General features: G+C 65.1%; 21 protein-coding genes. 10 read left to right on the top strand and 11 right to left on the bottom strand.

Going from position 1 to position 24,431, the window contains the following annotated elements; genetic code table 11:
• Window positions 1-24: 24 nt before the first annotated feature.
• Both ACEN9T_RS25560 and ACEN9T_RS25565 read right to left on the bottom strand, forming a co-directional pair.
• A complete protein-coding gene (locus ACEN9T_RS25560; protein ID WP_092973862.1) occupies window positions 25-1,239 on the bottom strand; it encodes an NnrS family protein in 1,215 nt (404 codons plus the stop codon).
• A 20-nt stretch (window positions 1,240-1,259) separates the two neighbouring features.
• Window positions 1,260-2,465, bottom strand: a complete 1,206-nt coding sequence (locus tag ACEN9T_RS25565) for a globin domain-containing protein (protein WP_413707456.1) — start codon at window positions 2,463-2,465, stop codon at window positions 1,260-1,262.
• 230 nt (window positions 2,466-2,695) lie between these two features.
• Between ACEN9T_RS25565 and ACEN9T_RS25570 the strand changes: the two genes are divergently transcribed.
• The 5 genes from ACEN9T_RS25570 (at window position 2,696) to ACEN9T_RS25590 (ending at window position 7,159) form a co-directional block, all read left to right on the top strand.
• Window positions 2,696-3,175, top strand: a complete 480-nt coding sequence (locus tag ACEN9T_RS25570) for an RrF2 family transcriptional regulator (RefSeq protein ID WP_092973856.1) — start codon at window positions 2,696-2,698, stop codon at window positions 3,173-3,175.
• Window positions 3,176-3,296: 121 nt separating this feature from the next.
• Window positions 3,297-3,824: a BRO family protein gene (locus ACEN9T_RS25575; RefSeq protein WP_413707457.1), complete on the top strand. Its 528-nt coding sequence runs from the start codon at window positions 3,297-3,299 to the stop codon at window positions 3,822-3,824.
• A gap of 451 nt (window positions 3,825-4,275) precedes the next feature.
• The gene (locus ACEN9T_RS25580) at window positions 4,276-4,656 is read left to right on the top strand and encodes a DUF2795 domain-containing protein (RefSeq protein WP_413707458.1); all 381 of its coding nucleotides are present in this window, start codon (window positions 4,276-4,278) and stop codon (window positions 4,654-4,656) included.
• 26 nt (window positions 4,657-4,682) lie between these two features.
• A complete protein-coding gene (locus tag ACEN9T_RS25585; protein ID WP_413707459.1) occupies window positions 4,683-5,222 on the top strand; it encodes a DUF4142 domain-containing protein in 540 nt (179 codons plus the stop codon).
• A 275-nt stretch (window positions 5,223-5,497) separates the two neighbouring features.
• Window positions 5,498-7,159, top strand: coding sequence for an S-layer protein (locus tag ACEN9T_RS25590; RefSeq protein ID WP_413707460.1), 1,662 nt, complete (start codon window positions 5,498-5,500; stop codon window positions 7,157-7,159).
• A gap of 30 nt (window positions 7,160-7,189) precedes the next feature.
• Here ACEN9T_RS25590 and ACEN9T_RS25595 read toward each other — a convergent pair whose 3' ends face one another.
• Window positions 7,190-8,641 carry a sensor histidine kinase gene (locus ACEN9T_RS25595; protein WP_413707461.1) on the bottom strand — a complete coding sequence of 484 codons (1,452 nt, stop codon included), beginning with the start codon at window positions 8,639-8,641 and terminating at the stop codon, window positions 7,190-7,192.
• Window positions 8,619-9,299, bottom strand: a complete 681-nt coding sequence (locus tag ACEN9T_RS25600; RefSeq protein ID WP_024977145.1) for a response regulator — start codon at window positions 9,297-9,299, stop codon at window positions 8,619-8,621. Before ACEN9T_RS25600 ends, ACEN9T_RS25595 begins: the two co-directional genes overlap by 23 nt.
• Before the next feature lie 147 nt (window positions 9,300-9,446).
• Between ACEN9T_RS25600 and ACEN9T_RS25605 the strand changes: the two genes are divergently transcribed.
• A complete protein-coding gene (locus ACEN9T_RS25605; protein ID WP_413707462.1) occupies window positions 9,447-10,496 on the top strand; it encodes an ABC transporter substrate-binding protein in 1,050 nt (349 codons plus the stop codon).
• 18 nt (window positions 10,497-10,514) lie between these two features.
• Here the strand turns inward: ACEN9T_RS25605 and ACEN9T_RS25610 are convergent, their stop codons facing one another.
• Window positions 10,515-11,642 carry a porin gene (locus tag ACEN9T_RS25610; RefSeq protein ID WP_413707463.1) on the bottom strand — a complete coding sequence of 376 codons (1,128 nt, stop codon included), beginning with the start codon at window positions 11,640-11,642 and terminating at the stop codon, window positions 10,515-10,517.
• A 291-nt stretch (window positions 11,643-11,933) separates the two neighbouring features.
• On the opposite strand from ACEN9T_RS25610, the gene ACEN9T_RS25615 reads away from it, so the two are divergent.
• Together ACEN9T_RS25615 and ACEN9T_RS25620 are read left to right on the top strand one after the other, a co-directional pair.
• Window positions 11,934-12,368 carry a PaaI family thioesterase gene (locus tag ACEN9T_RS25615; RefSeq protein WP_413707464.1) on the top strand — a complete coding sequence of 145 codons (435 nt, stop codon included), beginning with the start codon at window positions 11,934-11,936 and terminating at the stop codon, window positions 12,366-12,368.
• A gap of 23 nt (window positions 12,369-12,391) precedes the next feature.
• Window positions 12,392-12,991, top strand: a complete 600-nt coding sequence (locus ACEN9T_RS25620) for a hydrolase (protein ID WP_413707465.1) — start codon at window positions 12,392-12,394, stop codon at window positions 12,989-12,991.
• Between the two features lie 4 nt (window positions 12,992-12,995).
• Here the strand turns inward: ACEN9T_RS25620 and ACEN9T_RS25625 are convergent, their stop codons facing one another.
• On the bottom strand, window positions 12,996-13,835 hold the full coding sequence (locus tag ACEN9T_RS25625; protein WP_092973831.1) for a helix-turn-helix transcriptional regulator: 840 nt from the start codon (window positions 13,833-13,835) through the stop codon (window positions 12,996-12,998).
• Window positions 13,836-13,960: 125 nt separating this feature from the next.
• Here ACEN9T_RS25625 and ACEN9T_RS25630 point away from each other — a divergent pair, with 125 nt between their 5' ends.
• Window positions 13,961-15,427 (top strand): MFS transporter, encoded by a 1,467-nt coding sequence (locus ACEN9T_RS25630; protein ID WP_413707466.1) that lies wholly within the window; start codon window positions 13,961-13,963, stop codon window positions 15,425-15,427.
• A gap of 140 nt (window positions 15,428-15,567) precedes the next feature.
• Window positions 15,568-16,338 carry an aquaporin gene (locus ACEN9T_RS25635; RefSeq protein WP_413707467.1) on the top strand — a complete coding sequence of 257 codons (771 nt, stop codon included), beginning with the start codon at window positions 15,568-15,570 and terminating at the stop codon, window positions 16,336-16,338.
• A 10-nt stretch (window positions 16,339-16,348) separates the two neighbouring features.
• Here the strand turns inward: ACEN9T_RS25635 and ACEN9T_RS25640 are convergent, their stop codons facing one another.
• The 5 genes from ACEN9T_RS25640 to kdpC form a co-directional block, all read right to left on the bottom strand.
• Window positions 16,349-16,996 (bottom strand): response regulator, encoded by a 648-nt coding sequence (locus tag ACEN9T_RS25640; RefSeq protein ID WP_413707468.1) that lies wholly within the window; start codon window positions 16,994-16,996, stop codon window positions 16,349-16,351.
• Between the two features lie 252 nt (window positions 16,997-17,248).
• Window positions 17,249-18,463: an EAL domain-containing protein gene (locus ACEN9T_RS25645; protein ID WP_413708511.1), complete on the bottom strand. Its 1,215-nt coding sequence runs from the start codon at window positions 18,461-18,463 to the stop codon at window positions 17,249-17,251.
• 943 nt (window positions 18,464-19,406) lie between these two features.
• On the bottom strand, window positions 19,407-20,213 hold the full coding sequence (locus ACEN9T_RS25650) for a MetQ/NlpA family ABC transporter substrate-binding protein (protein ID WP_413707469.1): 807 nt from the start codon (window positions 20,211-20,213) through the stop codon (window positions 19,407-19,409).
• A gap of 132 nt (window positions 20,214-20,345) precedes the next feature.
• Window positions 20,346-23,162, bottom strand: a complete 2,817-nt coding sequence (locus ACEN9T_RS25655; RefSeq protein WP_413707470.1) for a DUF4118 domain-containing protein — start codon at window positions 23,160-23,162, stop codon at window positions 20,346-20,348.
• A 639-nt stretch (window positions 23,163-23,801) separates the two neighbouring features.
• Window positions 23,802-24,425 (bottom strand): potassium-transporting ATPase subunit KdpC, encoded by a 624-nt coding sequence (kdpC, locus tag ACEN9T_RS25660; protein WP_413707471.1) that lies wholly within the window; start codon window positions 24,423-24,425, stop codon window positions 23,802-23,804.
• Window positions 24,426-24,431 lie beyond the last annotated feature (6 nt).

Here is a 24,431-nt window from a genome sequence, read left to right on the forward strand (position 1 = left end):
GGGGCAGGCAGGGCAGGGTGAAGCTCAGCCTTCCCGGCCGTCAGCGCGCGGCGCCATCAGCCATGGCGTGTAGCGCCACAGGTACGCCACGAACGCCGCCACCCACAGCACGCTCGCCCCGCCGATCCACATCTCGCGCGGCAGCAAGGCGGGGCCAGCCACCCGCACAAGTCCAGCCAGCGCGACGGCGGCGTAGGCGAAATTCTCTGCCCGGCCTGTGCGCAGCATTCGGCCGGTGTGGCCCAGCGCGGTGCGCGTGATCATGGCGATGATTGCGCCGCCAATGGCCCCCGCCGTGAGCGCGTGCAGCGCGGTGGAACGATCGCCCCAGCCGAGCGCTGCGGCGGCCAACATGGCAAAGCCGATGGGCAGAAAGGCATACGCCACATGCAAGATGGAGACGATGGGCGTGCGCAGCGTGCGGCGCGTGTCCCAGCCGGCCCAGCGGACGGCCTGCACGACTGCTGCCGCCACAAACACGATGGCTGGGACGGTGCCTTGAAGCGGCGTCGCCAACATGGCGACGGCGAGCGCAGTCGCCGGCACGATAGCGCGCTCGGCCCACACTACGCGGCGCACGTGCACGCCCGGGACGGCGTTGGACGTGAACATCGGGATGACGCGCCCGCCGATCACCGTGACGAACAGGCAGACCAGCCCAGCGGCCGCATCGAGGCAGCGCAATGCAGCCAGCGGCGCGTCCCAAGCCAGCGCCGCATGGAACGCCGCGTTGATGGCACCGAGCACCAGCAGAGCGATCGCCAGGCCGTAGTTGCGTGCGCTTTTTGCGCGCCGCAGGACGCGCAGGAACGCCACGCCGCACGCCGGCAGGAAAGCCACATCCGCCGCCACGGCCAGAGGCACGGGACCCGTCCACATCAGCACACGCGCCGCCAGCCACAGCGCAGCCAGCGCGGCGAGCTGCGCGCCTTGTGGCGTCTGCAGGCCCGTCCAGTTTTTGCCCGCTGTGAAAAGGAAACCGACCACCACCGCTGCCGCAAAGCCGAACACCATCTCGTGCGCATGCCAGAACAGCGGTGCCATGGTGGCGGGGCCCTGCGTCGACGGCAGCACCCCCAGCAGCAACGCTGCCCACAACGCCATGCCCAAGGCGGCAAAGGCGGCTGCAAGCAGGTAAAAAGGTCGGAAGCCGAGCGCGAAGACGGCCCGCCCCGTGTAAGGCATGCGGCTTGCCGGGTCGGGCTTGCCGATGGTGAGCAACGGGGCTTGGCGGGGCATGGTGATTTCCGTGGTTCAGGTCAGAGGATGTCGTCCAGCAGATCGGGGCCGAACACTTCGCGGTGGATGCGCTCCGACGGCACGCCGCTGGCGAGCAGCGCCGCGCGCTGCGCCTGCATGAACGGCAGCGGGCCGCAGAGATAGAAGTCCGCTTCCGTCCCGTGGTCGCGCACGAACGTGTCGACCGTCATGCGGCCGGGCTGGGCCGGGCGCTGTGCGAACTCCGCGTCTTCGCCGGACTCCAGGAACACGTGCGCCTCGAACGCCGGCAGCGCTTGTGCGGCACGCTCCAGATCATCCGCGTGGGCAACATGCGAGGCCGCGCGACTGGCGTGGCTGAAAACGATCTTGCGCGCGCTGTTCTGCTGTGCGAGCGTGTTGAGCGCCGAGATCATGGGCGTGATGCCAACACCGGCCGACATCAGCACGATCGGGTTGTCGGTCGCCAGTTGCGGCACGAAGTCGCCGTACGGTTGGCTGACCAGCAGCACGTCGCCTTCGCGCGCGTTGGCGTGCAGCCAGCTCGACACGGTGCCCGCAGGGCGGTTGGCATCACCCGCATCGCGCTTGACCGAGATGCGCCACGTGCGGCCATTCGGCGCGTCCGACAGGCTGTACTGACGCTGCTGTTGCGCACCCGGCGCCAGCTCCACTTGCACCGAGATGTATTGACCCGGCAGGAAATCGGCCAACGGCGCATCGCCCACGGCCGCGAGCGTGAGCGAGACGACGTCTTCGGCCTGCTGACGGCGTTCCACAATACGCACCGGCTGACGGTGGTCTGGGCCGCTGCCGGTGTGCTGGTACAGGCGTGCTTCAGCCGCAATCAGCTCGGCCGCGAGCAGCCAATAGGCTTCGTCCCAGGCGGCAAGCAGGTCGGGCGTGGCGGCATCGCCCAGCACTTCGGCAATCGCACCCAGCAGGTGGCGCGCCACGATCGGGTAGTGACTCGGCTTGATGCCCACAGCGGCATGCTTGTGCACGATGCGGTTGACCACGGGCGCCAGCGCAGCGTTGTTGCCATGGTTGGCGGCGTACGCAAACACCGCCGAGGCCAGCGACTGCTGCTGCGAGCCATTGGCCTGGTTGCCCATGTTGAACACGTTGGTCAGCTCGGGGTGGCTGGCGAACATGTTGCGATAGAAGGTCTCGGTGATGGTCAAGCCGTGCTCGCGCAGCACTGGAACGCTGGCATCGATGTAAGGCTTGGACTTGTCGGACAGCATGCTGGACTCCAAATATGCGTGAAATATGCAACAAATAAGACGGGGGGCGCCGTCACGCTCTGTTTTGGATGGCCTGGTGCTCAGGCAACCGCTTGCATCGGATTCTATTAAACATATATTTGTGATGCAACAAATTGACCTGCGGCAAACCGGCGCATCTTGTGGGCAACTTCCCGATAAGATGTGCCTCTCATGAATGTTTTTACCTGCGGCAAACCCGCACGCCCGCCATGCGACTGACCGACTACACCGACTACGCCCTGCGCACGCTGATCTACGTGGCCGTGCACCCGGACGAACTCGTCACGATCCAGCGCATTGCGGATGCCTTCGACATTCCCAAAAACCACCTCATCAAGATCGTCCAGCAGCTTGGGCAGGACGGCTTCCTGCACACCGTGCGGGGGCGCGCCGGCGGCATCACGCTTGGCCGCCCTGCGGGCGAAATCAACCTCGGCGATGTGGTGCGCGCCACCGAGCCCGACTTCCGCATGGTCGAGTGCTTCCACGGCGACGATAACCACTGCGTCATCACGCGCGTGTGTGGCTTGCGCGGCGTGCTGCACGCGGCGCTGCGGGCGTACTTTGAGGTGCTTGATGGCTACACGCTGCAGGATCTGGTGGACAAGCCGAATGCGGTGAACCGGGCGCTGGGGGAGGCGCCGCTGCCGATGCCGCGTGCGGCCAGACGCAAAGGCGTTGAAGCTTAAGCACCTGTCCCAGCTGCCGTAGCGCGCCCCGCATCCGGAGCAATTGACCACGTTTGACAGCGCCTTTCCCCGACGGCTCCTAGATTGTTTGCTCCGCAAACTTTCAGTATCTGGGAGCAACATGGCTGGCGTACCTGCCCACAACCACCACCAAACATTCGAAGGGATCAAGCTGCTGGACGACGATGGGTCTGAATTCTGGTTCGCACGCGAGCTGGCACCGCTGTTGGACTATCCGCATTGGCATAACTTCGCCCGACTGATCGAGAAAGCCAAACTGGCGTGTCAGCGCTCCGGCCAGAAGGTTGCGGACCATTTTTACGAGACCGTTAAATTGGTCGAACTCGGCTCCGGCGCGGAACGTCGGGTGACCGACCACCGGCTCAGCCGCTACGCCTGCTACCTCCTCGTCCAGAACGGCGACCCGTCAAAACCGGTCATCGCCAATGGGGCAAACGTACTCTGCTGTGCAGACACGCCGCCAAGAGTTGGTGGACGAAGCCCGCCTTGGTCAGCCCAACGAAGATGCGCGCCGCCTCATGCTGCGCGGCGAGCTTGCCGAGCACAACAAGACACTGACGAGCGCTGCCAGGAAAGCCGGCGTGGAATCCACTCTGGACTACGCCATCTTCCAGGACCAAGGCTATAAGGGGCTCTACGGTGGCTTGGGCGCCAGGGACATCCACGCAACAAAGCGCCTCAAGAAGAGCCAGAAGATTCTGGACCACATGGGCAGCACAGAATTGGCCGCCAACCTGTTCCGCGCGACCCAACCGGAAGACAAGCTGCGCCGCGACAACGTGCGCGGCAAGCGCCACGCCAACGAGACACACACCGCGAAGTTGGCGCCAAAGTACGCCAGACCATTGCCGAGATTGGCGGCACCATGCCCGAGAAGTTGCCCACGCCGGCCAAGAGCATCAAGCAGATCGAGAAGGAACAGGAAGCACTGAAGAACGATGTCGAGCCGACGTAACTCGGTCGCTGCGTGGGCCCCTTCGTCCCGTCCCGCCGCACTGCAGGCATGTTCGCTGCTGCAGAACGGTTGCGGGCCGCGCCATTTCCGGTGACGGCCCAGTCAACTGACCAGCGGAGGTGTCATGAAACCGACTCGCGACAAGAGCAATCACGCGTCGCACTCGAAATCGACGTCCCAAAGCACGCGCAGCAGCGCATCTGACAAGGAGCGTGGCGGGCACGCCAGCCACGGCAGCGCAGGCAAGTCGTCTGAACGTGCGGGTGCCAAGTCGCACGAGCGCGGCGCACCGGGCGGCAGCGGGCGTGAACACGCAACGCATTCTCCGATCGGCATTCAAAAGGCCCTGAAGGGCGCGTCCTACCCCGCGAGGAAGCAGGAGCTGGTGAAGACCGCGCAGGCCAACGGTGCAGACGACAGCACGCTCAAGACGCTGCGCGACATGCCCGACGACGAGTACGACACGCCGGCCGCCGTTTCCAAGGCCATCGGCCACGAAATGTGATGCGCACCCGCGCAGGAGGACGACTCATGAACAGATCGACACAGCAGATTGGCGCGCGCCGCGTGGCCGCGTTGTTGGTGGCAGGCGCGCTGGGCTTTGGCGGGGCGCTCGGGATAGCGCGGGCGGCGGCGGACAAGTCCGATACCACCTTCGTCACCAAGGCGGCGGCGGCCGGGATGCTCGAAGTGCAGGCCAGCCAGGTTGCCATCACGCGCGCAAGCAATTCCGACGTACGCGCCTTTGCACAACGGATGGTGAAGGACCACACCACCGTTGGCGATGAACTCAAGGCGCTGGCCGGTAAAAAAGGCATTACGGTGCCGGACAGCCTACCCACCGACGAGCGCGCCAAGGTCGACAAGCTCAGTGCACTGGAAGGTGCGAAATTCGACAAGGCCTACGCGGATGAGGTGGGCGTGAAGGCGCACAAGGAGGCGGTCTCGCTGTTCGACAAGGCGTCGAAGGACGCGAAGGACCCCGACATCAAGGCGTTCTTTTCACATAACCTGCCAGCGCTGCGCGAGCATCTGCAGATGGCGGAGCAGTTGAAGCCCGCGATGAAATAATTCCGCGCTGCGCCCCAAGCCCCCGCCCTGGCGCCGAGAGAAATCGCGATGAACGCGGCCCCTTTTTGGGGCCGTTTTCTTTGCGCCCCGTTTGCGTGCCCAACGAATTCGCTTCGGGCCCTGTCCCTTCCTGTTTTCATATCGCTTCGTCACTAAATTTTCATGGTTTGCCGCCAAGATTCGGCCGCGCAAACGTTTTAGTCGTGCATGAGCCGCCTACACGCATGGGTGGCCGGAGGCGTTTGCCCGACCTCATGAATCGACAGGAAACCACAATGCTTTCGACCAAGAAAACGCTGCTCGCGATTGCGGTGCCGGCGTGCATGACCCTCGGCCTATACGCCTGCGGCGGCAGTGACGACCCCGCGCCCACGAGCACGGCAGGTACCTCGCCGGCACCGACCACGCCCACCACACCGCCCCAGCCAGCCAAGCCGCAAGGCATGTGGACGACCGGCGACCTGCACGTGCACACGGCCGAGTCCGTCGATGCCGTCACGCCGCTGTCCACGGTGCTCGACCACGCGTTCGACCTCAATAGCCTCGACTGGATGGCCGTATCGAACCACCTGCGCCCCTCACCGCGCGACGCCACGGGCGCCACGCTCACGGGCGGCTCCATTGCCGCGTCTGCCGGGATCGCCAAGTACGAAATGCCGGCCATTGCGCAGGCGCAGGCAACAGGCAAGTACGCCGGCAAGCTGATCTTCTCGGCTGCCGAGTGGGACATGCCGACGCACGACCACCTGAACGTCGGCATCTTTGACGGCACCGACAAGCTGCAGACGTCGGCCAAGGGCCTGAACAAGTTCGAGTACTTCTTCACGCAGCAGTCCGCATCGCTGTTCGACCCGAACGATGTGACCGCGTGGCAGCAGGAAGGCCCGCGCGCCGGCACCACGCATACCGATGTGGTCAACGCCTTCAAGTGGCTCAAGACGAATTATCCGAACACCAGCTACGGCCTGATCAATCACCCGTCGCGCAACCCGGGCAAGTACACGGTGGCGGACTTCCGCGAGTTCAACGACACCGCGCCCGACATCATGTTCGGCATCGAAGGCATGGTCGGCAACCAGATGGAGCCCGACCGCGGCGGCTATACCAGCGCCTACACCGATGCCAACCTGAAGAACCGCACCTACGGCGGCGTCGATTACGTGGTCGCGCAAGTCGGCGGTATCTGGGATGCGCTGCTCGGTGAGGGCCGCCGCGTCTGGAACTTTGCCGATTCCGACCACCACTTTGAAGTGGACGCCACGCAGCAGTTCAGCAGCGGCTATTACCCCGGCGAATACGCCAAGACCTACATCTGGCTGCCCGGCACCACCCCCGACCTGAAGACGCTGCTGGCGGCCATGCGCTCGGGCAAATCGTTCGCCGTGTTTGGCGACCTCATCAACGCGCTGGACTTCAGTGCGGGTACCTCGGCCACGTCAGCCGACATGGGCGGCACGCTCACGGCCAAGGCAGGCGACAAGGTGACGATCACCATCCGCTTCAAGAGCCCGGACCACAACAACTATGAGTACCCGCTAGGCAGCGGCTTCAAGGTCAACATGCGTCCGGTGGTGGATCACGTTGACCTGATTGCGGGTGACGTGACGGGCAAGGCCGCATCGGGCACGCCGGCCTATGCCAAGGACACCAATGACTCCACCAAGGTCATCGCCACGTTCACGAAGGCAGACTGGAAGGTCGACGCCGACGGCTACAACAGCATCACGTACACCTACACAGCGGCCAAGAATCAATACTTCCGCCTGCGCGGCACCAACCTCGGCATGAATGTGTCGGGCGAGACCAGCAACGGCAACCCGCTGCCCGACCAGAAGACCGTGGTGACAGAAAACGCTGCGCGCTTCAACGCCATCAACGATCGCAACTACAACGATCTGTGGTTCTACTCGAACCCGGTGTTTGTATCGGTGCAGTGAGTGCCGAGGCAGTAAGGCAGCGGCGGTGACTCACGCGGCGGCGGGCGCACTCGTCCGCCGCAGCCAAACCGTCACCGCGAGCCCCGCGCCGCCCGGCCCGGGCGCCAGCGCAATCTGGCCGCCCATGCGATCCACGATCTGACGCACGATCGCCAGACCCAGGCCACTGCCCTGGGTCTGCGTGCCTTCCAGACGCGTGAAGCGCTCGAACACGCGTGTGTACGCCTCGGGCGGAATGCCAGGGCCGTTATCGGTCACGGTCAACATGGCCCATCCGTAGTCCGCCGACACCTGCACCGTCACATGGCCGCCTTCCTGCGTGTAACGCACGGCGTTGTCGACCAGGTTGAACAGCAGGGCAGCGATCAGCGTGCGGTTGCCTGACGTCCACACGGGGTGCTCGGCAGGCTCGATGCCCAGATCGATCCGACGGCCATCGGCCAGCAATGCAAGGTCTTCCAGCACGGTACGCGCCACCTGCGAGAGGTCGACCGCCTCGCTCGTCGCAGCCGATGCTTCGGCCTGAGACAGCAGCAGCAAGTCGTTGATGAGATCCGCCAGGTTGCGTGTGCTGGTTCGCGCGGCCTTCAGGACTTCGTGCAGCGCTGCATCTGCGTTGGTTTGCGCCGCCACCTGCATCTGCGTATCGAGAATCGCGAGCGGCGTGCGCATCTGGTGCGCAGCGTCGGCAATGAAACGCTTCTGCGTGATCGCGTTATCGGCAATGCGCTGCAGGTATTGGTTGAACGCCCCGGCAATCGGCTGCAGCTCGTGCTGCAAGCCATTCGGGTCAAGCGGCGCGAGGTCAGTAGGCGCGCGTGCCGACACATTGCCGGCCAGCCGCAAGATCGGCCGCAGCTCCAGCGTCAGGCCGATGAGAATCATCGCCAGCGCCAGCCCCACCAGCGCGAGCTGGCGCACGGTGGCGGGCCACCACAGCTGGCGGACCATTGCGTCACGACCGTTCATGGTTTGCGCGACGCGCGTGACGACGCGCTCGGTACGGCCCGCGTCGTACATGGTGCGCACTACGGCGGCCACATGCACGGGCTGGCCTTCCACGGTATCGGTGTAGGTGCCGGCATCGGCCAGGCCCGCTGCGTCAAACGCGGGGCGCGTGCCGAAATCGAGCCGCCCGGCCAGCAGGCGGCCATGCTCGGTGCTGACCTGGTACGCCACCTGATCGCGCACCGGAGTTTCCGGCGCGGCAAACACGGCCAGCGCGGCCGGCGGCACCGACACGCGCAGGCGGCCTTCGTCCCATTCGATCTGGCCGCTGATCATCTGTGCGGCGGTGTCGAGCGCATGGAAGTGCACGAGATCGGCGTTATGGCGTGCGGCCGCCAGGTCAAGCCAGCCATCGGCCGCCACATAGACGACCAGCGGTAGTGCCAGCCACAACACCAGCCGCGCACGCAGGCTGCGCGCCCGCGCTGGGGCGGACTGCGCTGGCGCTTGGTCAGGACTGCGCGGCGGAGGCATCGCGCAGCAGGTAACCGAGGCCGCGCAGCGTGACGATGGTGGCAGCGGAATGCTCCAGCTTCTTGCGCAGGCGGTGGATGTAGATCTCGATGGCCTCGGGGCTGGCTTCGTCGTCCATCCCGAACACGCCGTTCACCAGCGCCGGTTTGGACACCGTGCGCCCAAGCTTGAGCATGAGGATTTCAAGCACGGTGTGCTCACGTGCCGGCAGCACCAGAGGCTGGCCGGCCAGATTGAAGGTGCGGCTGCCGGTGTGGTACGTCAGGTCGCCGCATTGCAGTTCGACGGATTGGTCTGGCGCGCTGCGCCGCACCAGCACCTGGATGCGCGCGATCAACTCGCGAATCTCGAACGGCTTGACGAGGTAGTCATCGGCGCCGGCACCCAGGCAGGCAACCTTGTCGTCGATCCCGCCGCTTGCCGTGAGGATCAGCACCGGCACCGGGTTGCGCCGCCCGCGCAAACGTTGCAATACACCTTGCCCTGACAAGGTAGGCAATTGCAGGTCAAGCAGCACCACATCGTAGTGTTGCGTAAGCAACAGTGTGTCGGCGGATTCGCCATCGGTGGCGTGATCCACGGTGAAATGGGCGCGGCGCAGGGCTTCGGAGAGCCAGTGCGCCAGCGGGGCGTTGTCTTCGATCAGGAGCAGCTTCATGCGAAAACAGCGCGTCCGAAAAATGAAAGCGATTTGTGGGTTGCCGCTTCCTAGAATGGTGGCGGCTGCCTACGCGCGCCGGAGGCATCACTCAACAGATCCGGACCGCGCGATACTGATATCTACAAAAGAGCCGGAGACAACTCAATGGGTGTTTTTACCTGCAGGAGCGCCCGCGCACGCGGCGTCCGGGGCTGGATCACGCCGTGGCTCGCTGCCCTTCTGGCAGTGGCAGGTTCACATGCCCTTGCGCAAGACCCTGCGCGCCTGACGCTCATGGTCAGCGGCACCGCCAAGATGATCTACCTGCCCGCTACGCTAGCGCAGCGCCTGGGCTATTTCCATGACGAAGGGCTCGACGTGGAACTGCTCTCGCAGCCCGCCGGTGTCGATGCGGAGAGCGAGCTGCTCACCGGCTTTGCGCAAGGCGTGGTCGGCTTCTACGACCACACCATCGACCTGCAGGCCAAGGGCAAGGAAGTGCGCGCCATTGTCGTATTCAGCCAAGTGCCGGGCGAAGCGGAAGTCGTGTCGACACGGTTGCCGGCGACGGTGCAATCGATGCATGATCTGCGCGGCCGCACGCTGGGCGTGACGGGCCTGGGCGCATCCACCAGCTTTCTCACCCGTTACCTGATGGCACAGCAGGGGCTGTCGGCCGGCGACTACACCATGCTGCCAGTCGGCGCCGAACGCAGCTTCGTCACCGCGCTGCGCAGCGGCCGCATTGATGCCGGCATGACCACCGACCCGACGGTCTCGCGCCTCGTCCACAGCGGTGAAGCGCGCGTGCTGCTCGACTTGCGCACGCTGGAAAGCACGCGTGCCGCGCTGGGCGGTTCGTATCCGGCAGCGTGTCTGTACTTGCAGACCGAATGGCTGGAAGCGCATCCGGACGTCGCCGCCAAACTGGCCCGCGCATTCGTGCGCACCCTGCGTTACATGCACACGCACGGCGCCGAAGACATTGCCGGACGCATGCCGCCTGAATTCCGGCGGGATCATCCCGAGCTGTACACAAAAGCGCTTGCCGCCGCGTTGCCCACTTTCAGCACCGACGGACGCATGCCGGACGACGGCCCACCCACCGTCCTGCGCGTCCTCGCCGCCAGCAGTGCCAACGCGCGCGACAAGCACATCGACCTCTCGCGCACCTACACCAACAAGTTTGTCGATCAGGTGCGCGAGCGCCGCTAGCTCAAGCCAAACAGGCGCTTAGAAGCGCGTGCGCATACCGACGCCGAACTCCGTCTGGCTGTTGTGGCCGTTGGTGCCGCCCACGATGTACTGATCCTTCAGCTTCATGTAGTCAGCCGCCACGTAGAACTCCGTGCGCTTGGACACGTGGTAGAACACCGAGCCGTACAGCGTGTTCTTGCGGCCGCTGCCCGAAGCCGTCGCGCCGACCACGCTGGCATACGCGTTGAGCGTGTTGCCATCTGCGCTGAAGGCAGCGTTGTTCGCCTTCATGATCTGGTAGCCGATTTCATAGTCGAAGGCGCCTTGCGGAGCCACCTTCAGCGACACGGTGTACGCGTTGTCGCTGCGGTTGCCGATCGCGGCGGGTTGCTCGCCGGTGTAGTGGAAGTAGCCTGCATTGACGCGGAACATACCCAGGATCACGTTGCCGCCCACTGAGTACGAACGGTCCATGAAGCCGCCCACCTTGGCCTGTTGCGCGAAGCCCGCCAGGTGGAAGTTGTCGCCGTTGTAGCCCAGGGCGAGCGATTCGGTGGTGCCTTGCGTGAACTGGCCCGGCACTTCGCCAAACTGATAGCCCAGGGCCGTCAGGAAGCGGCCGCCCCACATCTTCTTCCACACCACGCCGTTGTTCATGCGCGTGCCGGTGGCGCTGCCTGCGTAGAAAATCAGCTGCTTGAAGTTGTTGGTGTTGGTGTACCCGCCTTCTTCCAGACCGACTTTGTCACTGGTGTACGGATCGCCGTAGATGGCAGAGATATCGCGCGCAATCGCGTTCTGGCGGCCGAAGGTCAGCTTGCCCAGCGATTCGCTCGACAGGCCCACCCAGGCGTCGCGGTTGAACAGCACGCCCGGCGTGTCCATGTTGCCCGTGGGCGTCTCGAACTCCGATTCCAGGCGGAAGATGGCCGACGTGCCGCCGCCCAGGTCTTCCTTGCCGGTCAGGCCCCAGCGGCTGCCCGAAAACCAGGGAATCTGGAAGCCGGTGGTGCGCGCGCCGGAAGCATTGGTGTTGTTGACGGTGCTGATGGTGGTGTCGATCAGGCCGTAGAGCGTCACGTTCGACTGGGCATGAGCGGCGCCGGCGGCCAGCGTGGCCGCAGCGGCTGCAGTTGCCGCAAGGGCAAACTTGATGCGGGACATTGAAGTCTCCTTCCTTTGTGGGTGATGGTGTCCGGTCGTGATGCCGGCTTCGGGAAACGCGCAAGGGCAAGTGGGTCAGACCGCCCGATGCAATCGCTGGGCGAGCGTAGAAGGGGGCACCTTTCTGGAGCCTTTCGCGTCGGTGCGCGCGCAACGCTAGGGTCTACCCGCATTGGGACGCGTGCGGAGGCAGAGGTTGTTGCGCCGTCCAATGCAACGCATTGCAGCCCCGGCAATCGGGCTCGCGGTAGAGTGTCGAGTCACCTCACCTCAACGCCACCAGGCTCCTCCATGCATCCGTCCCAAATGACCGGCCTGCAATTGCTGCAGGCCATGTCGCACGGCAATCTGCCGCGCGCGTCCATCAGCGAGACCATCCCGATGACGATGGACCTCATCGAAGCTGGCACCGTGCACTTCACCGCCCAGGCCGACAAACGCCACCTCAATCCGCTGGGCGGCGTGCATGGCGGCTTTGCGGCGACGGTGCTCGACTCCGTGACGGGCTGCGCCGTGCATTCGATGCTCGAAGCCGGCGTCGGCTACGGCACGGTCGATTTGAACGTGAAGATGGTGAAGGCAGTGCCGGTGGATACGCCGCTGGTGGCCGTTGGACGCGTGCTGCATGTCTCGCGCACGATCGGTGTGTCGGAGGGCACGCTCAAAACGCAGGACGGCACATTGCTGGCGCATGCCACGGCAACGTGTGTCATCCGCCGTCCGTAACACCGATTCATCTGGAGCAACTGATGTCTGAACCGCTGCAAACCCTGTCCGCCTTGTCTGCGAAAACCACCGCGCTGGTGCTGATCGACCTGCAACGCGGCATCCTGCCGTTTGCCCAGGGGCCGCACTCGGCCGAGCAGGTATTGGGCGCGTCCGCCCAGCTCGCGAAGCGCTTTCGGGAGCTGGGTGCGCCCGTGGTGCTGGTGCGCGTGGGGTGGGCGCCGGATTACGCCGATGCGCCGCGCCAGCCCGTCGACCGCCCCGCGCCCACACAGCCGGGCGGCCTGCCGCCGCAATGGTGGGAACAACCCGCCGAGCTGGAAGTGGCGCCTACCGACATCCAGATCACCAAGCGCCAGTGGGGCGCGTTCTACGGCACCGAACTCGATCTGCAATTGCGCCGCCGCGGCATCACCACCATCGTGCTGGGCGGCATCTCGACGCATGTAGGCGTGGAATCGACCGCGCGTGCGGCGTGGGAGCACGGCTACGCGCTGGTGCTGGCCGAAGATGCGATGAGTTCGAACGACGCGGCCATGCATCGCTCATCGGTGGAGAACGTGTTCCCGCGACTGGGCCGCGTGCGCGATACCGGCACTATCCTGGCGGCGCTGACGCCCTGAACGTTCAGGCGCCGTCCTCGACCGGCACGTACAGCACCATGCGCAGGCGCGGGTCTTCCATCACCGGCAGGCCGATGTAGTCGTAACGGACGACCTTGCCGGCGGGCGTGCGGATCAGCTTGTGCTCCGCGCGCTGGGCGCGCACCTCGTGCTGCCGCCACCAGGTATCGAACTCGCGGCTGCTCGTGCGCAGCCGGTCGACCAGCGCCACGAGCACCGGGTCATCTGCGTGCGGGTCGTACACCGCGCGAAACTTCGCCAGCATGCGCCGCGCCTCGTTCTCCCACTCGACAAAGCGCTCGCGCGCATTCCCGTACAAGAACATGTAGACGAGGGAGTTGCGGTCTTCCGGCGGCATCGTGCCGAAATCCATGAAGAGCTGCGAGGTCGCCTCGTTCCAGCACAGCAGTTCGGTGCGGTAGCTGCGCACGTGGGCGGGCAAGACCATGCCCGCAACGGCCCGACGCAAGACATCGGGCACCGCTTCGGCCGCCGAACGCCCGGTCGCCGCCGCCCCCGTAAGGACCGATTCCGCACGCGCCAGGCCGCGCATGTGCGCGCGTTCATCCGAAGACAGCTTCAGCGCGCGCCCGATCGCCTCGATGGTCGCCACGGAAGGCCGCACGTCGCGCCCCTGCTCGATGCGCACATACCAGTCGATGCTGATGTTGGCGAGCTGTGCGACTTCTTCCCGGCGCAGGCCGGCGGTGCGGCGGCGCCCACTGCCCTCCGGCAGCCCTACGTCCTGCGGGCGCAGGTGGCTGCGGCGGCTGCGCAGGAACTCGCCCAGCTCGTTGCGGGGCGTGGCAGGGAAGGGAGCAAGGTCGGCGGTGAAATCGTCCATGAGGGGCATTACACACGACAGCGCGTGACGGTGGGAGGGACAACCCAATCCTAGGTTAATCCTAGCTCTGCATCGAATCGGCTCGCGCACCTACGCTGCGTTCATCCCTCTTTCCGGAGCCGATCGTGACTCACATTTCCTCTGCTTCCTCAGTATCGGAACCTCGCCGCTGGCTCGCCTTCGGTGTGATGGTGACGGCGCAATTCATGTTCATCGTCGACGCGTTCATTGCGAATGTGGCGATCCCGAGCATCCGCACAAGCCTGCACGCCACGCCCGCGCAACTGGAGGCGGTGCTGGCGGTGTACCAGCTTGGCTACGCAATTCTGCTCATCACGGGTGGCCGCCTGGGTGATCTGTTCGGGCGCCGGCGCGTGTTCCTGCTGGGCCTGGTCGCGTTTACCGCCACCTCGGCCGGTTGCGGGCTGGCGGGCAGCGCGGCGGCGCTCATTGCATGGCGGTTCGCGCAGGGCTTGTCGGCCGCGATGATGGTGCCGCAAGTGCTGGCGAGCGTGCAGGCGCTCTTTGCCGGCGCCGAGCGTGACCGCGCGCTATCGATCTTCGGTCTGGTGATGGGCACCGGCGGCGCGGCCGGGCTGCTGGTGGGCGGCGCACTCACCAGCGCGGACATCGCGGGGCTGGGCTGGCGCGCGGCCTTCCTGATCAACGTGCCGGTCGGGCTGACGGCCGCGCTGCTGGGCTGGCGCTGGATTCCGCACCCGAGCGCCAACGCAGCGAAGGTGCATCTCGATACAGCCGGCGTGGCGTGGATGGCCGTGAGCGTGGCGGCTGTGCTGGTGCCGCTGCTGTTCGGTCGCGAACTGCACTGGCCGGTGTGGACCCTGGCACTGCTTGTTGTGGGCGTGCTCGGCATGGCCACGTTCCAACAGCTTGAAGCCCGGGTCGACCGCGCTGGCGGTACGCCGCTGCTGCCGCCCACCTTGCTGCAGCATCGCGCCTTCATGACGGGCCTGACGGCGTCTGCGCTGCACTACATTGGGATGATGGCGTTCTTCCTGGTGCTGACGCTGTATCTGCAGAACGGGCGGCAGCTTTCCGCGGTGCGCATGGGAGTCGCCATCCTGCCGCTGGCCATCACGTTTTTGATCACGTCACGGGTGGCGAATGCCTTGGTGCGGCGCTATGGCGTTCGCGCCCTGCTGGCAGGCCTCGGCCTGATGGCGCTGGGCCTGCTGGTGCTGCTGTCGGGTTTCGGGACGGAGTGGGCGCACCCCGCCACGCCGAGCATGATGCGCGTCGGCATTGCCGTGGCGCTGTACGGGGCGGGCCAGGGGCTGGTCGTCGTCCCGCTGATCGGCTTGGTGCTGACGGGCGTGGCACGTACGCAGGCAGGCGCAGCAGCGGGGTTGCTGATTACCGCGCAGCAATTGGCGGGCGCATTGGGCGTCGCCTGTATCGGCGGGCTGTATTTCACCTTTTCCGCTGTCGGCGGCGCCAACGGCATGGCGCACGGCACGATGGCAGGGTGCGTCGCCATGCTGGCAGCGCTCGGTGCAGCGGCCGTCGGCTTTGCGCGGCTGGGTGCACAGCAGCGGCAACTGGCCGCGGCTGGCGCGGCAAGCCCGGCCTGAGCCGCCCCGCATCAATCGCACCATTCGATACTCGGGCGCGCGACACAAGCGCGCCCGTGTGCATTGATCGGCCCCGACGGAGGTTCCAAACTCCCGCGCGATGCGCTTGGCATCGTTCCTCTTCTTTCGATATGGCCACTGTGTCCCACCTTCGCGCCGCGGCTTCGACCACGTCCGCTGCACCATCCCTGGCGCGCCGCATCGTCGCGGAGGGGCTCGGTACGGCTCTGCTGATTGCGGTGGTGATCGGCACCGGTATCCACGCAAGCCGTCTCTCCGGTGGCGATGCCACGTGGACGCTGCTGGCGCAATCGCTGGCCGGTGGCGCCGGCCTGCTGGCGCTGCTGACGGTGTTCGCGCCGGTGTCAGGTGCGCACCTGAACCCGGCGGTGACGCTGTCGACGTTGCTGCGGGGCGGTCTGCGTGGGCATGAAGCGCTGGCCTATCTGGCTGCACAGGCCGTGGGCGCCACGCTGGGTGTGGCCGCTGCGCACGTCATGTTCGGCATGGCGGCGTGGGCGCCGGGCACGCATGCCGCCACGGGCCCCGCACTGTGGTGGAGCGAAGCTCTGGCAACGTTCGGGCTGGTCGGCGTGGGCATCGCATGCGGGCGTCATGCGCCGAAACAATTGCCGCTGGTGGTAGCTGCTTATATTGCGGCGGGGTACTGGTTCACGTCGTCGTCATCGCTGGCCAACCCGGCGTTGGCCTTTGCCTGCGCACTGACCGACGGCCCCTCCGGCATCCGCCCCGGCGACGTCCCGGGCTACATGCTGGCGCAACTCGCCGGCGCGCTGCTGGCAACGCCGTTGTTCAGTTGGCTGATGGGCGTGGAAGCCACACCCGCGCAGGCATCCAACGCTCCCATCGCACCGGCACAAGCCGTGCCGATGCACCGCCAGCCAAGCTGAGGGTGGGCGCTCAGCGGAGCGCCGTCAGCCCGCGGGCGCGGGCGTACTGAAAGAGATCGATCTCGCGCGCCAGGCCAAGCTTGCGCAGCGCCACGGCCTTTTGCGTGCTGACTGTCTTCACGCTCGAACCGAGCATGAGCGCTATGTCGGACACGGCCGTGCCACCGGCATACAGGCGCAGGACTTCGCGCTCGCGCTCGCTCAGCCGCTCGCAGACATTTCGTTCATTGGAACCGAGGCCCGTCTCTTCCAGGATGCGCGGGCTGTCATACCGCACGCCGCGTGCGGCCGCCATGACGGCATGCCCGACATGAACAAAGTCATCGCTCTTGCTGACGATGCCTGCCACGCCGACCTGCCGCATGGCGCGCAAGAGGGCCGGGTTGCGGACCATCGTGCAGACGACGATGGCGCGCTTCTGATGCTGCTTGCGCAAACGCGCCAGCAACTGCATGCCATCGAAGGCAGGTTCGCCACCAAGGTTGTAGTCGGTCACGATGACGTTGCAGTCGATTTGCGTAAGCACCTGCATCAGCTCGCGCCCGTCGTGTGCCTGTGCCACGACCTGCTGCTGTGGAAACTGCGCAATGACCGCCGCCAGCCCCATAAGAATCACCGGATGATCGTCTGCCATCACGATCGAGAGGACATCGCACATGCGCACGCCGTCAGGTCAGGTGCATCGCCGGCGATGAGGTGTCCAGCGTGGCGAGCAGCAGGGTGGAAGAGATCGGGGCCGTCATGGGAGTCAGGAGCACCGCTGAAAGGAGCCGGTACCTTACTCATCAGATATGCCGCGCGGGATCAGACTTTTCTGACTTTGGCTCCGTGTAACCTTTCGGGGCAGAAGCTGCTTCTATCTGGGTTGAGAAAAACTGAATGGCCCAGCGGTATTCGCGCTTATTCGCGCTTACGCTGCCGCCTGCACGTGCGCAAGAAACGCGGTGACAGACAGCGGGGCCGCCCACAGATAGCCCTGCCCGGTCGCGCAGCCCAGCGCGCGCAACGTCTGGCGCTGCGTTTCGGTTTCCACGCCTTCGGCAATGCACTCGAGATGCAGCGTGCGCGCCAGCTCGATCATCGTGCGGCAGATCACGCCGCGCTGGCTGGTCTGGTCTACCGCGGCGGTAAACGAGCGATCGATCTTCAGGATGGTGAAGGGCAGGTCGGCCAGGAGCTTGAGCGTGGCAATACCCACACCAAAATCATCGATGGCCAGGGGATGACCCAGCAGGCGCAGGCGGTTGAGTGCGATGGTGAGCTGCGTGGCATCGTGCACCGGCGAATCTTCCGTCAACTCGATGGCGATGGCCGCCGGCGCAATGCGGGCCTCGCGCACGATGGCTTCGATGCGCTCGATGGTGCCGGCCCGGCTCAGCGTCTGCGCAGACGCATTCACACCGATCGAAACGGGATACGCATGCGCGGCCAGCGCGTGCTGCACGCGCACGCAATGCTCCAGCACATGGAAGAACAGGCCATCAGCCAACCCGAGCGCCTCCAGGCGCGGCACGAACGCCGCGGGCGACACTCGCCCATGCACCGGATGCATCCAGCGGCAGAGCGCCTCGGCGCCAGCAATCTGGTTGGTGGCCAGATCGTGCTGGGGTTGGAATACGACCTCGATCTGTTCAGGCGTTTCCTGAATGAGCGCGACAAGTTCGTCGTCGGAAAACTGAGGCAAGCCAGCGGCTGCAGCCGGTGCCCCGTCCCGCTCCCGCTCGGCGGCCTCTTCCAGCAGCGGCAACACGTGCGCTGGGCGCAGCGGCTTTTGCACGCCGTGCGTGCGCGTCAAACCGATCGCGTCGGCCAGGCTGACGTGCGACTCGACAATCGGCGCATCCAGCGCGCTGACCCACGCCCACACGGGCGCCTGTCGCGGAAAGACGCGGCCGCCGCGCAAGTGCATCTGCTCCATCAGCTCGGGGCCGTTCATGCCGGGCATGTCGATGTCGCACAGCACGAGATCGACGTGGCAGAGCTGGAGGAGGTAGAGCGCCTCGCGGCCGTCGCAGGCGGTCAGGATCTGCTGCACGCCCAGCGTATGGAGCAGTTGCCGGGCGGCCGCCCGTTGCACGGGATGGTCGTCCACCACCAGCACGGCGAGTTGCGCGAAACCTTCCATCGGCCAGTCCTTGTTGTTGTCGGTATTGGGGCGAGGCGCATCCCGTTTGCGCTGAGTGACGCCACCGTCAGCCGCCATTGAAGCACCGGCCGGGGGCCTTGTCAGGTGGAGTCAGCGTGCGGCGCCGGAAAAAACAAAGCCCGCGCAGCTTTTCAACTGCGCGGGCCTTGAGAGATTCCCCTAACCTTTTGAGCTTCCGACGCCGGTGTCGACAGCGTCGGGATGGAAGAAATCGTGCCCGAAAAAAATGAAGCCCGCAACAGGGGCGGGCTCAAAAGGGGGGGAGTGCTCTCTAAAGAGAGAGCAAGGTGAAGTTTAGTGGAGGGGATGCAGTCAGACTGTCCGGGGTTGGCCGAAAGGCTTGTAGGACAAAAACTGACGATATTTCGCGATGTTAGCGACACAAAGCGGCGGGTTGCGCGCACATTCGCAGCGTTAACGTGATTCAAACAACGCTTTGACTCTTTTCCGCCGACATGCGTGTCGGTGTTCGAAGGGTGGCTCGAAGCGCACGCTTGAATAATTTGCGCTCGTTGCTATGAGGCAACGCCGCAGCGGAAAACACGCAGAAAAATTGAGAATTCAGGGTAGCCGGAACTGGCCGAGATGCAAGGCGGCCGGAAGAACAACAAAAGCCGCGCGCCAAAGAAAAAAGCCCGAGCACCAGGTGCTCGGGCCACAATCCACCAAGGAGGGTGGAGGAGACAGTTCCTACTATAGCGAATCGTTTGTTGCGTTGCAATAACGTAGAACTACTTAATGTAACGAGAGGCTACAAGCGTTGCCAAGGCGCCACGGGTGACGAAAACGATTGCACTTGTCACACGATGACGCAGCGCAGCAAAACAATGTGGTGCGCTCAAAAGCTAGTCTGGCTCCCGGCACGCCATGCTTCACTCTCGGGCCCAACCAAGAAAGTAACCGCTGACTTAGCCCCCGCTGCTTAAAACGCCGGCAGGATCGCGCCCTTGAACTGCGTGTCGATGAACTTGCGCACGTCTTCCGATTGGTAGGCGCGCACCAGCGTCTTCACCCACGGCTGGTTCTTGTCTTTTTCGCGCACGGCAATCAGGTTGGCGTACGGCCCCTGGCGATCTTCCAGTGCGATGGCGTCCTTGGCCGGCGTCAGGCCGTTCTTGACCGCGTAGTCGGTGTTGATGGAGGCGGCGTCCAGATCATCCAGCGAGCGCGGCAGTTGCGCCGAGTCCAGCTCGATCAGCTTGATCTTCTTCGGGTTCTCCACCACGTCACGCGGTGTCGCATTGTTGCCGTTCGTGCCGGCGCCCGCCTTGAGCTTGATCACGCCCGCCTTCTGCAGCAAAAGCAGCGCACGGTTGCCATTGGACGGATCGTTCTGGATACCGACCTTGGCGCCTTCCTTGAGCTGCGCCAGCGACTTGATCTTCTTCGAGTAGAAGCCCATCGGCGCCACGTAGGTCAGGCCTACGTTGACGATCTTGTAATGGCGCGCCTGGATCTGGCTGTCGAGGAAGGGCTGGTGCTGGAAGCCGTTGGCGTCCAGGTCGCCCGAATCGAGGGCGGGGTTGGGCTGGGCGTAGTCGTTGAACTCGATGACCTTGACGTCCAGGCCGTCCTTCTTGGCGACCTTTTGCACGACTTCCCAGATTTGCGCGTCGGGGCCGCTCATGGTGCCAAGCTTGATCTGCTTGGTGTCGGCGCTGGCGGCAGTGGCAACGGCAAAGGCGAGGGCCGGTACGGCCACGCGCGCAAGGCGGGAGAACAGAGACATGGAGAAACCTCGTGGATCTTGTCGTGAATGAAATCGCCCGCGGGTAGCGGGCGGTGTGACGCAATCGTGTCACGCATGCGCTCACGACAGAACGACTTTTTCGGCATGTCCATATGCCCAACAACGGTGCAGCTAGGCGATGGGCTCGCCGTCTTCCATGGGCGGGGGCTCGGCGGCGGGCAGGGCGACGACGAAGCACGCGCCGCCATCGGCCGGCGCCTCCACCCAGATACGGCCGTGATGCGCGCTCACGATGCCCTCACACACGGCCAGACCCAGGCCGACGCCGGTGGTGGCCGACTCCTTCTCACCGCGCGTGAACTTCTCGAAGATGGTCTGCACCGAGCCCGCAGGCACGCCGGGGCCGTGGTCGCGCACACGCAGGCGCAGTTCATCGCCGCGCGCGTCTTCGTGGATGATCTCGCCGGAGATGCGCACCTCGGTGCCGGCCGGCGCAAACTTGCCCGCGTTCTCCAGCAGGTTCGACAGCACGCGCTCCATCAGCGGCCCGTCGCAGCAGATGAGCGGCAAGGCCGCGAGGTTATCCACAACCACACGATGATCGGGCAGCGGAATCGCCTGGAGCGCCGCGCCAACAAGCTCTTCCATCGATTGCCACTCCAGCCGCAACTTGACGTCCTGGTTCTGCAGGCGCGCCATATCGAGCAGGTTGGTGACCATCGTGCGCATGCGCTGCGCCTGCTGGCCGATGGCGGTGGCGGCCTCGGCCTGCAGCGCAGGCAGGGGCGGCTGCGCACGCAGCAGCGTCTCGGCCATCCCCACCAGGCCGGTGAGCGGTGTGCGCAAATCGTGCGACACGGCGGCCAGCAGTGAATTGCGCAGCCGCTCCGATTCCATGCGAACCAAGGCGTCGCGGGCGACTTCCACGTAATGCACGCGCTCAATGGCAATGGCGATGAGCGTGGCGCAGGCATCGATCTGGCGCCGGTTGTCGGGCTGCGCGAGCACGTGGAAGGTTTCGGGCTCCACGGCCAGCACACCGCGAATGGCCATCGGCGCTTTCAGCGGCAGATACAGCACCGAGCCCGACGGCAGCGTGTGCGTACCTGTGCCGGCAGGCTGGCCGTGCTGGTACGTCCAATCGGCCAGCACGCGATCGAGGTTCGGCATGCCGGATGGTGCATCGGTGCTGCCCTCCGGCTTGGCGACCTGTGGCGCACCAAGCCGCCCATCAAGCCCGACGAAGAAGAACGCGCAGCGCCCGCCAAAGGTCGCGTTGACGAAGCGCCCACCGATGCTGACGATCTGATCCAGCGTGAGCGCGGCGGACAATTCACGCGCGGCCTCATACAACGCATGGGCGGCGGCCTCGCGCTGCACCGCCACCTCGGCCTGTTCACGCAGGCCCGCCGTCAACTGGCCCACCAGCATGCCCACAGCCAGCATCACCGCAAAGGTCAGCAGGTACTGCACGTCGCTCACGGCAAAGGAATAACGTGGCGGCACGAAAAAGAAATCGAACAGCGCCACCGACAGCACCGACGCCAGCGCGGCCGGCCCCCGGCCATGGCGCATCGCCACCGCCACCACGGCGGCCAGGAACAGCATGACGATGTTGGCCAGATCGAACACCGGCCGCACGAGGCTGGAGAGCGCCGTCGCAATCCCAACGTACACGCACGCGGCCACGTAAGCCGGCTTGAGCCAACCGGCCTGCGCATCGGCCGCGCGCTGGGCTTCGCTGCGCACATCAGCACGGCCGACCTCTGCTGCGCGCGGCGTGAGCTGGATATGGGCCGGGTCCGCCGCGGCGCGAATCACGTCAACCTCAGGACAATGCCGCGCCAGCGCCTCGGCAAAGTCGCCGCTGGGCAACCGACGCTCCAGCCCGATCGCCAGCCGCAGCGCAACCACGATGGCCCGCGCCGATCGCCAGCGCTTCTCGGGCGGCCGACCGATCACGGCCTTGGTGATGTTGTGGCGGCGGATATAACCGGTGATGGCCTCGACGGCATTGGTGCCGGCCAGCGTTTCCACGCGCGCGCCTGCGTCTTCGGCCAGCTTGAGCAGGGCGTGCAGGCGTTCGGCGCGCGCATCGGCCGCACGCAGATGCGGCATCACCACGGCCACGGCATGCCAGTCGCATTCCAGCTGCGCGGCCAGGCGCGCAGCGCTGCGGATCACCTGTTCGCCATCGCCCTGCGGGTCCAGGCAGGCGACGACGGTCTCGCGCGTGCGCCAGACGTTTTCAATGCGGCGCGCGCGGCGGTAGGCCTGCACGTCGTCGTCCACGCGGTCGGCGGTGCGGCGCAGGGCGAGTTCGCGCAGGGCGATGAGGTTGCCCTTGCGGAAGAAATTGCGCGCCGCATGCTGCGCCTGCTCGGGCATGTAGACCTTGCCCTCGGCCAGTCGGCGCAGCAGTTCATCGGCGGGCAGGTCGACGAGGATGACTTCGTTTGCGGCATCGAACACCGCATCGGGCACGGTTTCCCACACGCGGATGCCGGTGATGCTGCCCACCGCCTCGTTCAGGCTGTCGAGATGCTGGACGTTGACGGTGGTCCAGACGTCGATGCCGGCGGCAAGCAGGTCTTCAATGTCCTGCCAGCGTTTTGGGTGGCGCGACCCCGCCACGTTCGAGTGCGCAAGTTCGTCGACAAGGATGAGCGCGGGCTTTCGCGCCAGCGCAGCATCGAGGTCGAACTCGGGCAGCGTGCGGCCCTTGTATTCGATCTGGCGGGTGGGGAGGTGTTCGAGGTCGGCGACCAGCGCGGCGGTTTCGGCGCGGCCGTGAGTTTCGACCAGGCCAATGATGGCGTCGATGCCCGTTGCGCGGGCGGCCTTTGCTGCTGCCAGCATCGCGTAGGTCTTGCCTACGCCGGCCGAGGCGCCGAAGTAGATGCGGAGTTTGCCGCGGGCGGACTGCTCTTGGCCGGATTGGAGTTCGGCTAGGAGTTGGTCGGGGTTCGGGCGCTGGTCGGCTGGCATGGTTTGTATTTTGGGTGCTTTTTGTTCTTGTGGTGCATCCCTTGTTTCATCCCCTGCCGGGGCTGACTCACTTTCTTTGTCTTGCCAAAGAAAGTAAGCAAAGAAAGGCGCGCCCGAGATGGCGAAAGATTCCTTGAATTTCCATAACCGGGCGGAGACGGGAAAAACTCGCTGCGCTCAAACAGTTTCCCGTCTTGTTTCCGCCCGCTTACGGAAATTCAAGGCGCCATCTAGGGCAGGGTACGGCCACACCATCGCAGAACAAACGCAGTAGAGCGTAAGCGACAAGACGCGAAGCAAAGCGAGCGAACCAGTGGAGTGCGAGCGAAGCGAAGCAGCACACCGCAACAAACGAAACTCCGACAGACCACGCAAACCACCGTTTTGGCCGTTGACGTTCCTGCCCTAGATGGCGCCTTGGATTTTTGTTGCGGGGAGGAAAAAGAGGGGAGGCTGTCTGAGCGCAGCGAGTTTGCCTCCCCTCCCTCCCCGCGACACAAATCCAAGGGGGGGTCGCCATCTCGGGCGCGCCTTTCTTTTGCTTACTTTTCTTTGGCAAGACAAAGAAAAGTGAGTCGGTCCCGGCAGGGAACGAAAGGGGGATGGACCACCAACACACAAACCAGTGGTCCACAAACCTCACTTCAAATCATCCAACGCCAAATTCAACTCCAACACATTCACCGTAGCCTCCCCAAACACCCCAAGAATCGGCCCCTTGGTGTTCTCAGCCACAGCCTTCTTCACCAGGTCAGCCGAGAGATGCCGCGCACGCGCAACACGCTCAACCTGGTACGCCGCAGCAGCAGGACTAATCTCCGGGTCCAGCCCGCTCGCAGAAGCCGTCACAAGATCAGCAGGAATCGGCACGCTGTTCGTCGGGTCCGCTTCCTTGAGCGCCGCAACGCGTGCCTTGGCCGCCTCCGTCAACGCCGGGTTGCTCGGCCCCAAGTTGGAACCACCCGAAGCCTGCGCGTTATAGGGGTTCGGCGCAGTCGCCGAGATGCGCCCCCAGAAATACTCCGGCGTGTCAAAGTTCTGCCCGATCAACGAAGACCCAACAGCCTTGCCGCCGCGCTCGATAATCGAGCCCCCGGCCTGCGCCGGAAACAGCGCCTTGCCAATACCCGTCACCACCACCGGATACAGCACCCCGGTAATGAGCGACAGCCCAATGAAGACCGCCAGCGCCGCACGCAGCAGCCCACCTTGTTGCGGCACATCGGCCTGAACAGGTTGACGCGCTTGAGTTGTGGTTGCCATGAATGC

The sequence above is a fragment of the Ralstonia sp. Ralssp110 genome (genome assembly GCF_047325135.1).
In the GTDB taxonomy this organism is placed as follows: domain Bacteria; phylum Pseudomonadota; class Gammaproteobacteria; order Burkholderiales; family Burkholderiaceae; genus Ralstonia; species Ralstonia mojiangensis.

Coding starts and splice junctions, on each gene's coding strand:
- kdpC (WP_413707471.1), bottom strand. CDS start 24,425: ATGGCAACCACAACTCAAGCGCGTCAACCTGTTCAGGCCGATGTGCCG.
- ACEN9T_RS25570 (WP_092973856.1), top strand. CDS start 2,696: ATGCGACTGACCGACTACACCGACTACGCCCTGCGCACGCTGATCTAC.
- ACEN9T_RS25620 (WP_413707465.1), top strand. CDS start 12,392: ATGTCTGAACCGCTGCAAACCCTGTCCGCCTTGTCTGCGAAAACCACC.
- ACEN9T_RS25605 (WP_413707462.1), top strand. CDS start 9,447: ATGGGTGTTTTTACCTGCAGGAGCGCCCGCGCACGCGGCGTCCGGGGC.
- ACEN9T_RS25610 (WP_413707463.1), bottom strand. CDS start 11,642: ATGTCCCGCATCAAGTTTGCCCTTGCGGCAACTGCAGCCGCTGCGGCC.
- ACEN9T_RS25560 (WP_092973862.1), bottom strand. CDS start 1,239: ATGCCCCGCCAAGCCCCGTTGCTCACCATCGGCAAGCCCGACCCGGCA.
- ACEN9T_RS25590 (WP_413707460.1), top strand. CDS start 5,498: ATGCTTTCGACCAAGAAAACGCTGCTCGCGATTGCGGTGCCGGCGTGC.
- ACEN9T_RS25655 (WP_413707470.1), bottom strand. CDS start 23,162: ATGCCAGCCGACCAGCGCCCGAACCCCGACCAACTCCTAGCCGAACTC.
- ACEN9T_RS25645 (WP_413708511.1), bottom strand. CDS start 18,463: ATGGAAGGTTTCGCGCAACTCGCCGTGCTGGTGGTGGACGACCATCCC.
- ACEN9T_RS25600 (WP_024977145.1), bottom strand. CDS start 9,299: ATGAAGCTGCTCCTGATCGAAGACAACGCCCCGCTGGCGCACTGGCTC.
- ACEN9T_RS25580 (WP_413707458.1), top strand. CDS start 4,276: ATGAAACCGACTCGCGACAAGAGCAATCACGCGTCGCACTCGAAATCG.
- ACEN9T_RS25625 (WP_092973831.1), bottom strand. CDS start 13,835: ATGGACGATTTCACCGCCGACCTTGCTCCCTTCCCTGCCACGCCCCGC.
- ACEN9T_RS25650 (WP_413707469.1), bottom strand. CDS start 20,213: ATGTCTCTGTTCTCCCGCCTTGCGCGCGTGGCCGTACCGGCCCTCGCC.
- ACEN9T_RS25585 (WP_413707459.1), top strand. CDS start 4,683: ATGAACAGATCGACACAGCAGATTGGCGCGCGCCGCGTGGCCGCGTTG.
- ACEN9T_RS25640 (WP_413707468.1), bottom strand. CDS start 16,996: ATGTGCGATGTCCTCTCGATCGTGATGGCAGACGATCATCCGGTGATT.
- ACEN9T_RS25595 (WP_413707461.1), bottom strand. CDS start 8,641: ATGCCTCCGCCGCGCAGTCCTGACCAAGCGCCAGCGCAGTCCGCCCCA.
- ACEN9T_RS25575 (WP_413707457.1), top strand. CDS start 3,297: ATGGCTGGCGTACCTGCCCACAACCACCACCAAACATTCGAAGGGATC.
- ACEN9T_RS25615 (WP_413707464.1), top strand. CDS start 11,934: ATGCATCCGTCCCAAATGACCGGCCTGCAATTGCTGCAGGCCATGTCG.
- ACEN9T_RS25565 (WP_413707456.1), bottom strand. CDS start 2,465: ATGCTGTCCGACAAGTCCAAGCCTTACATCGATGCCAGCGTTCCAGTG.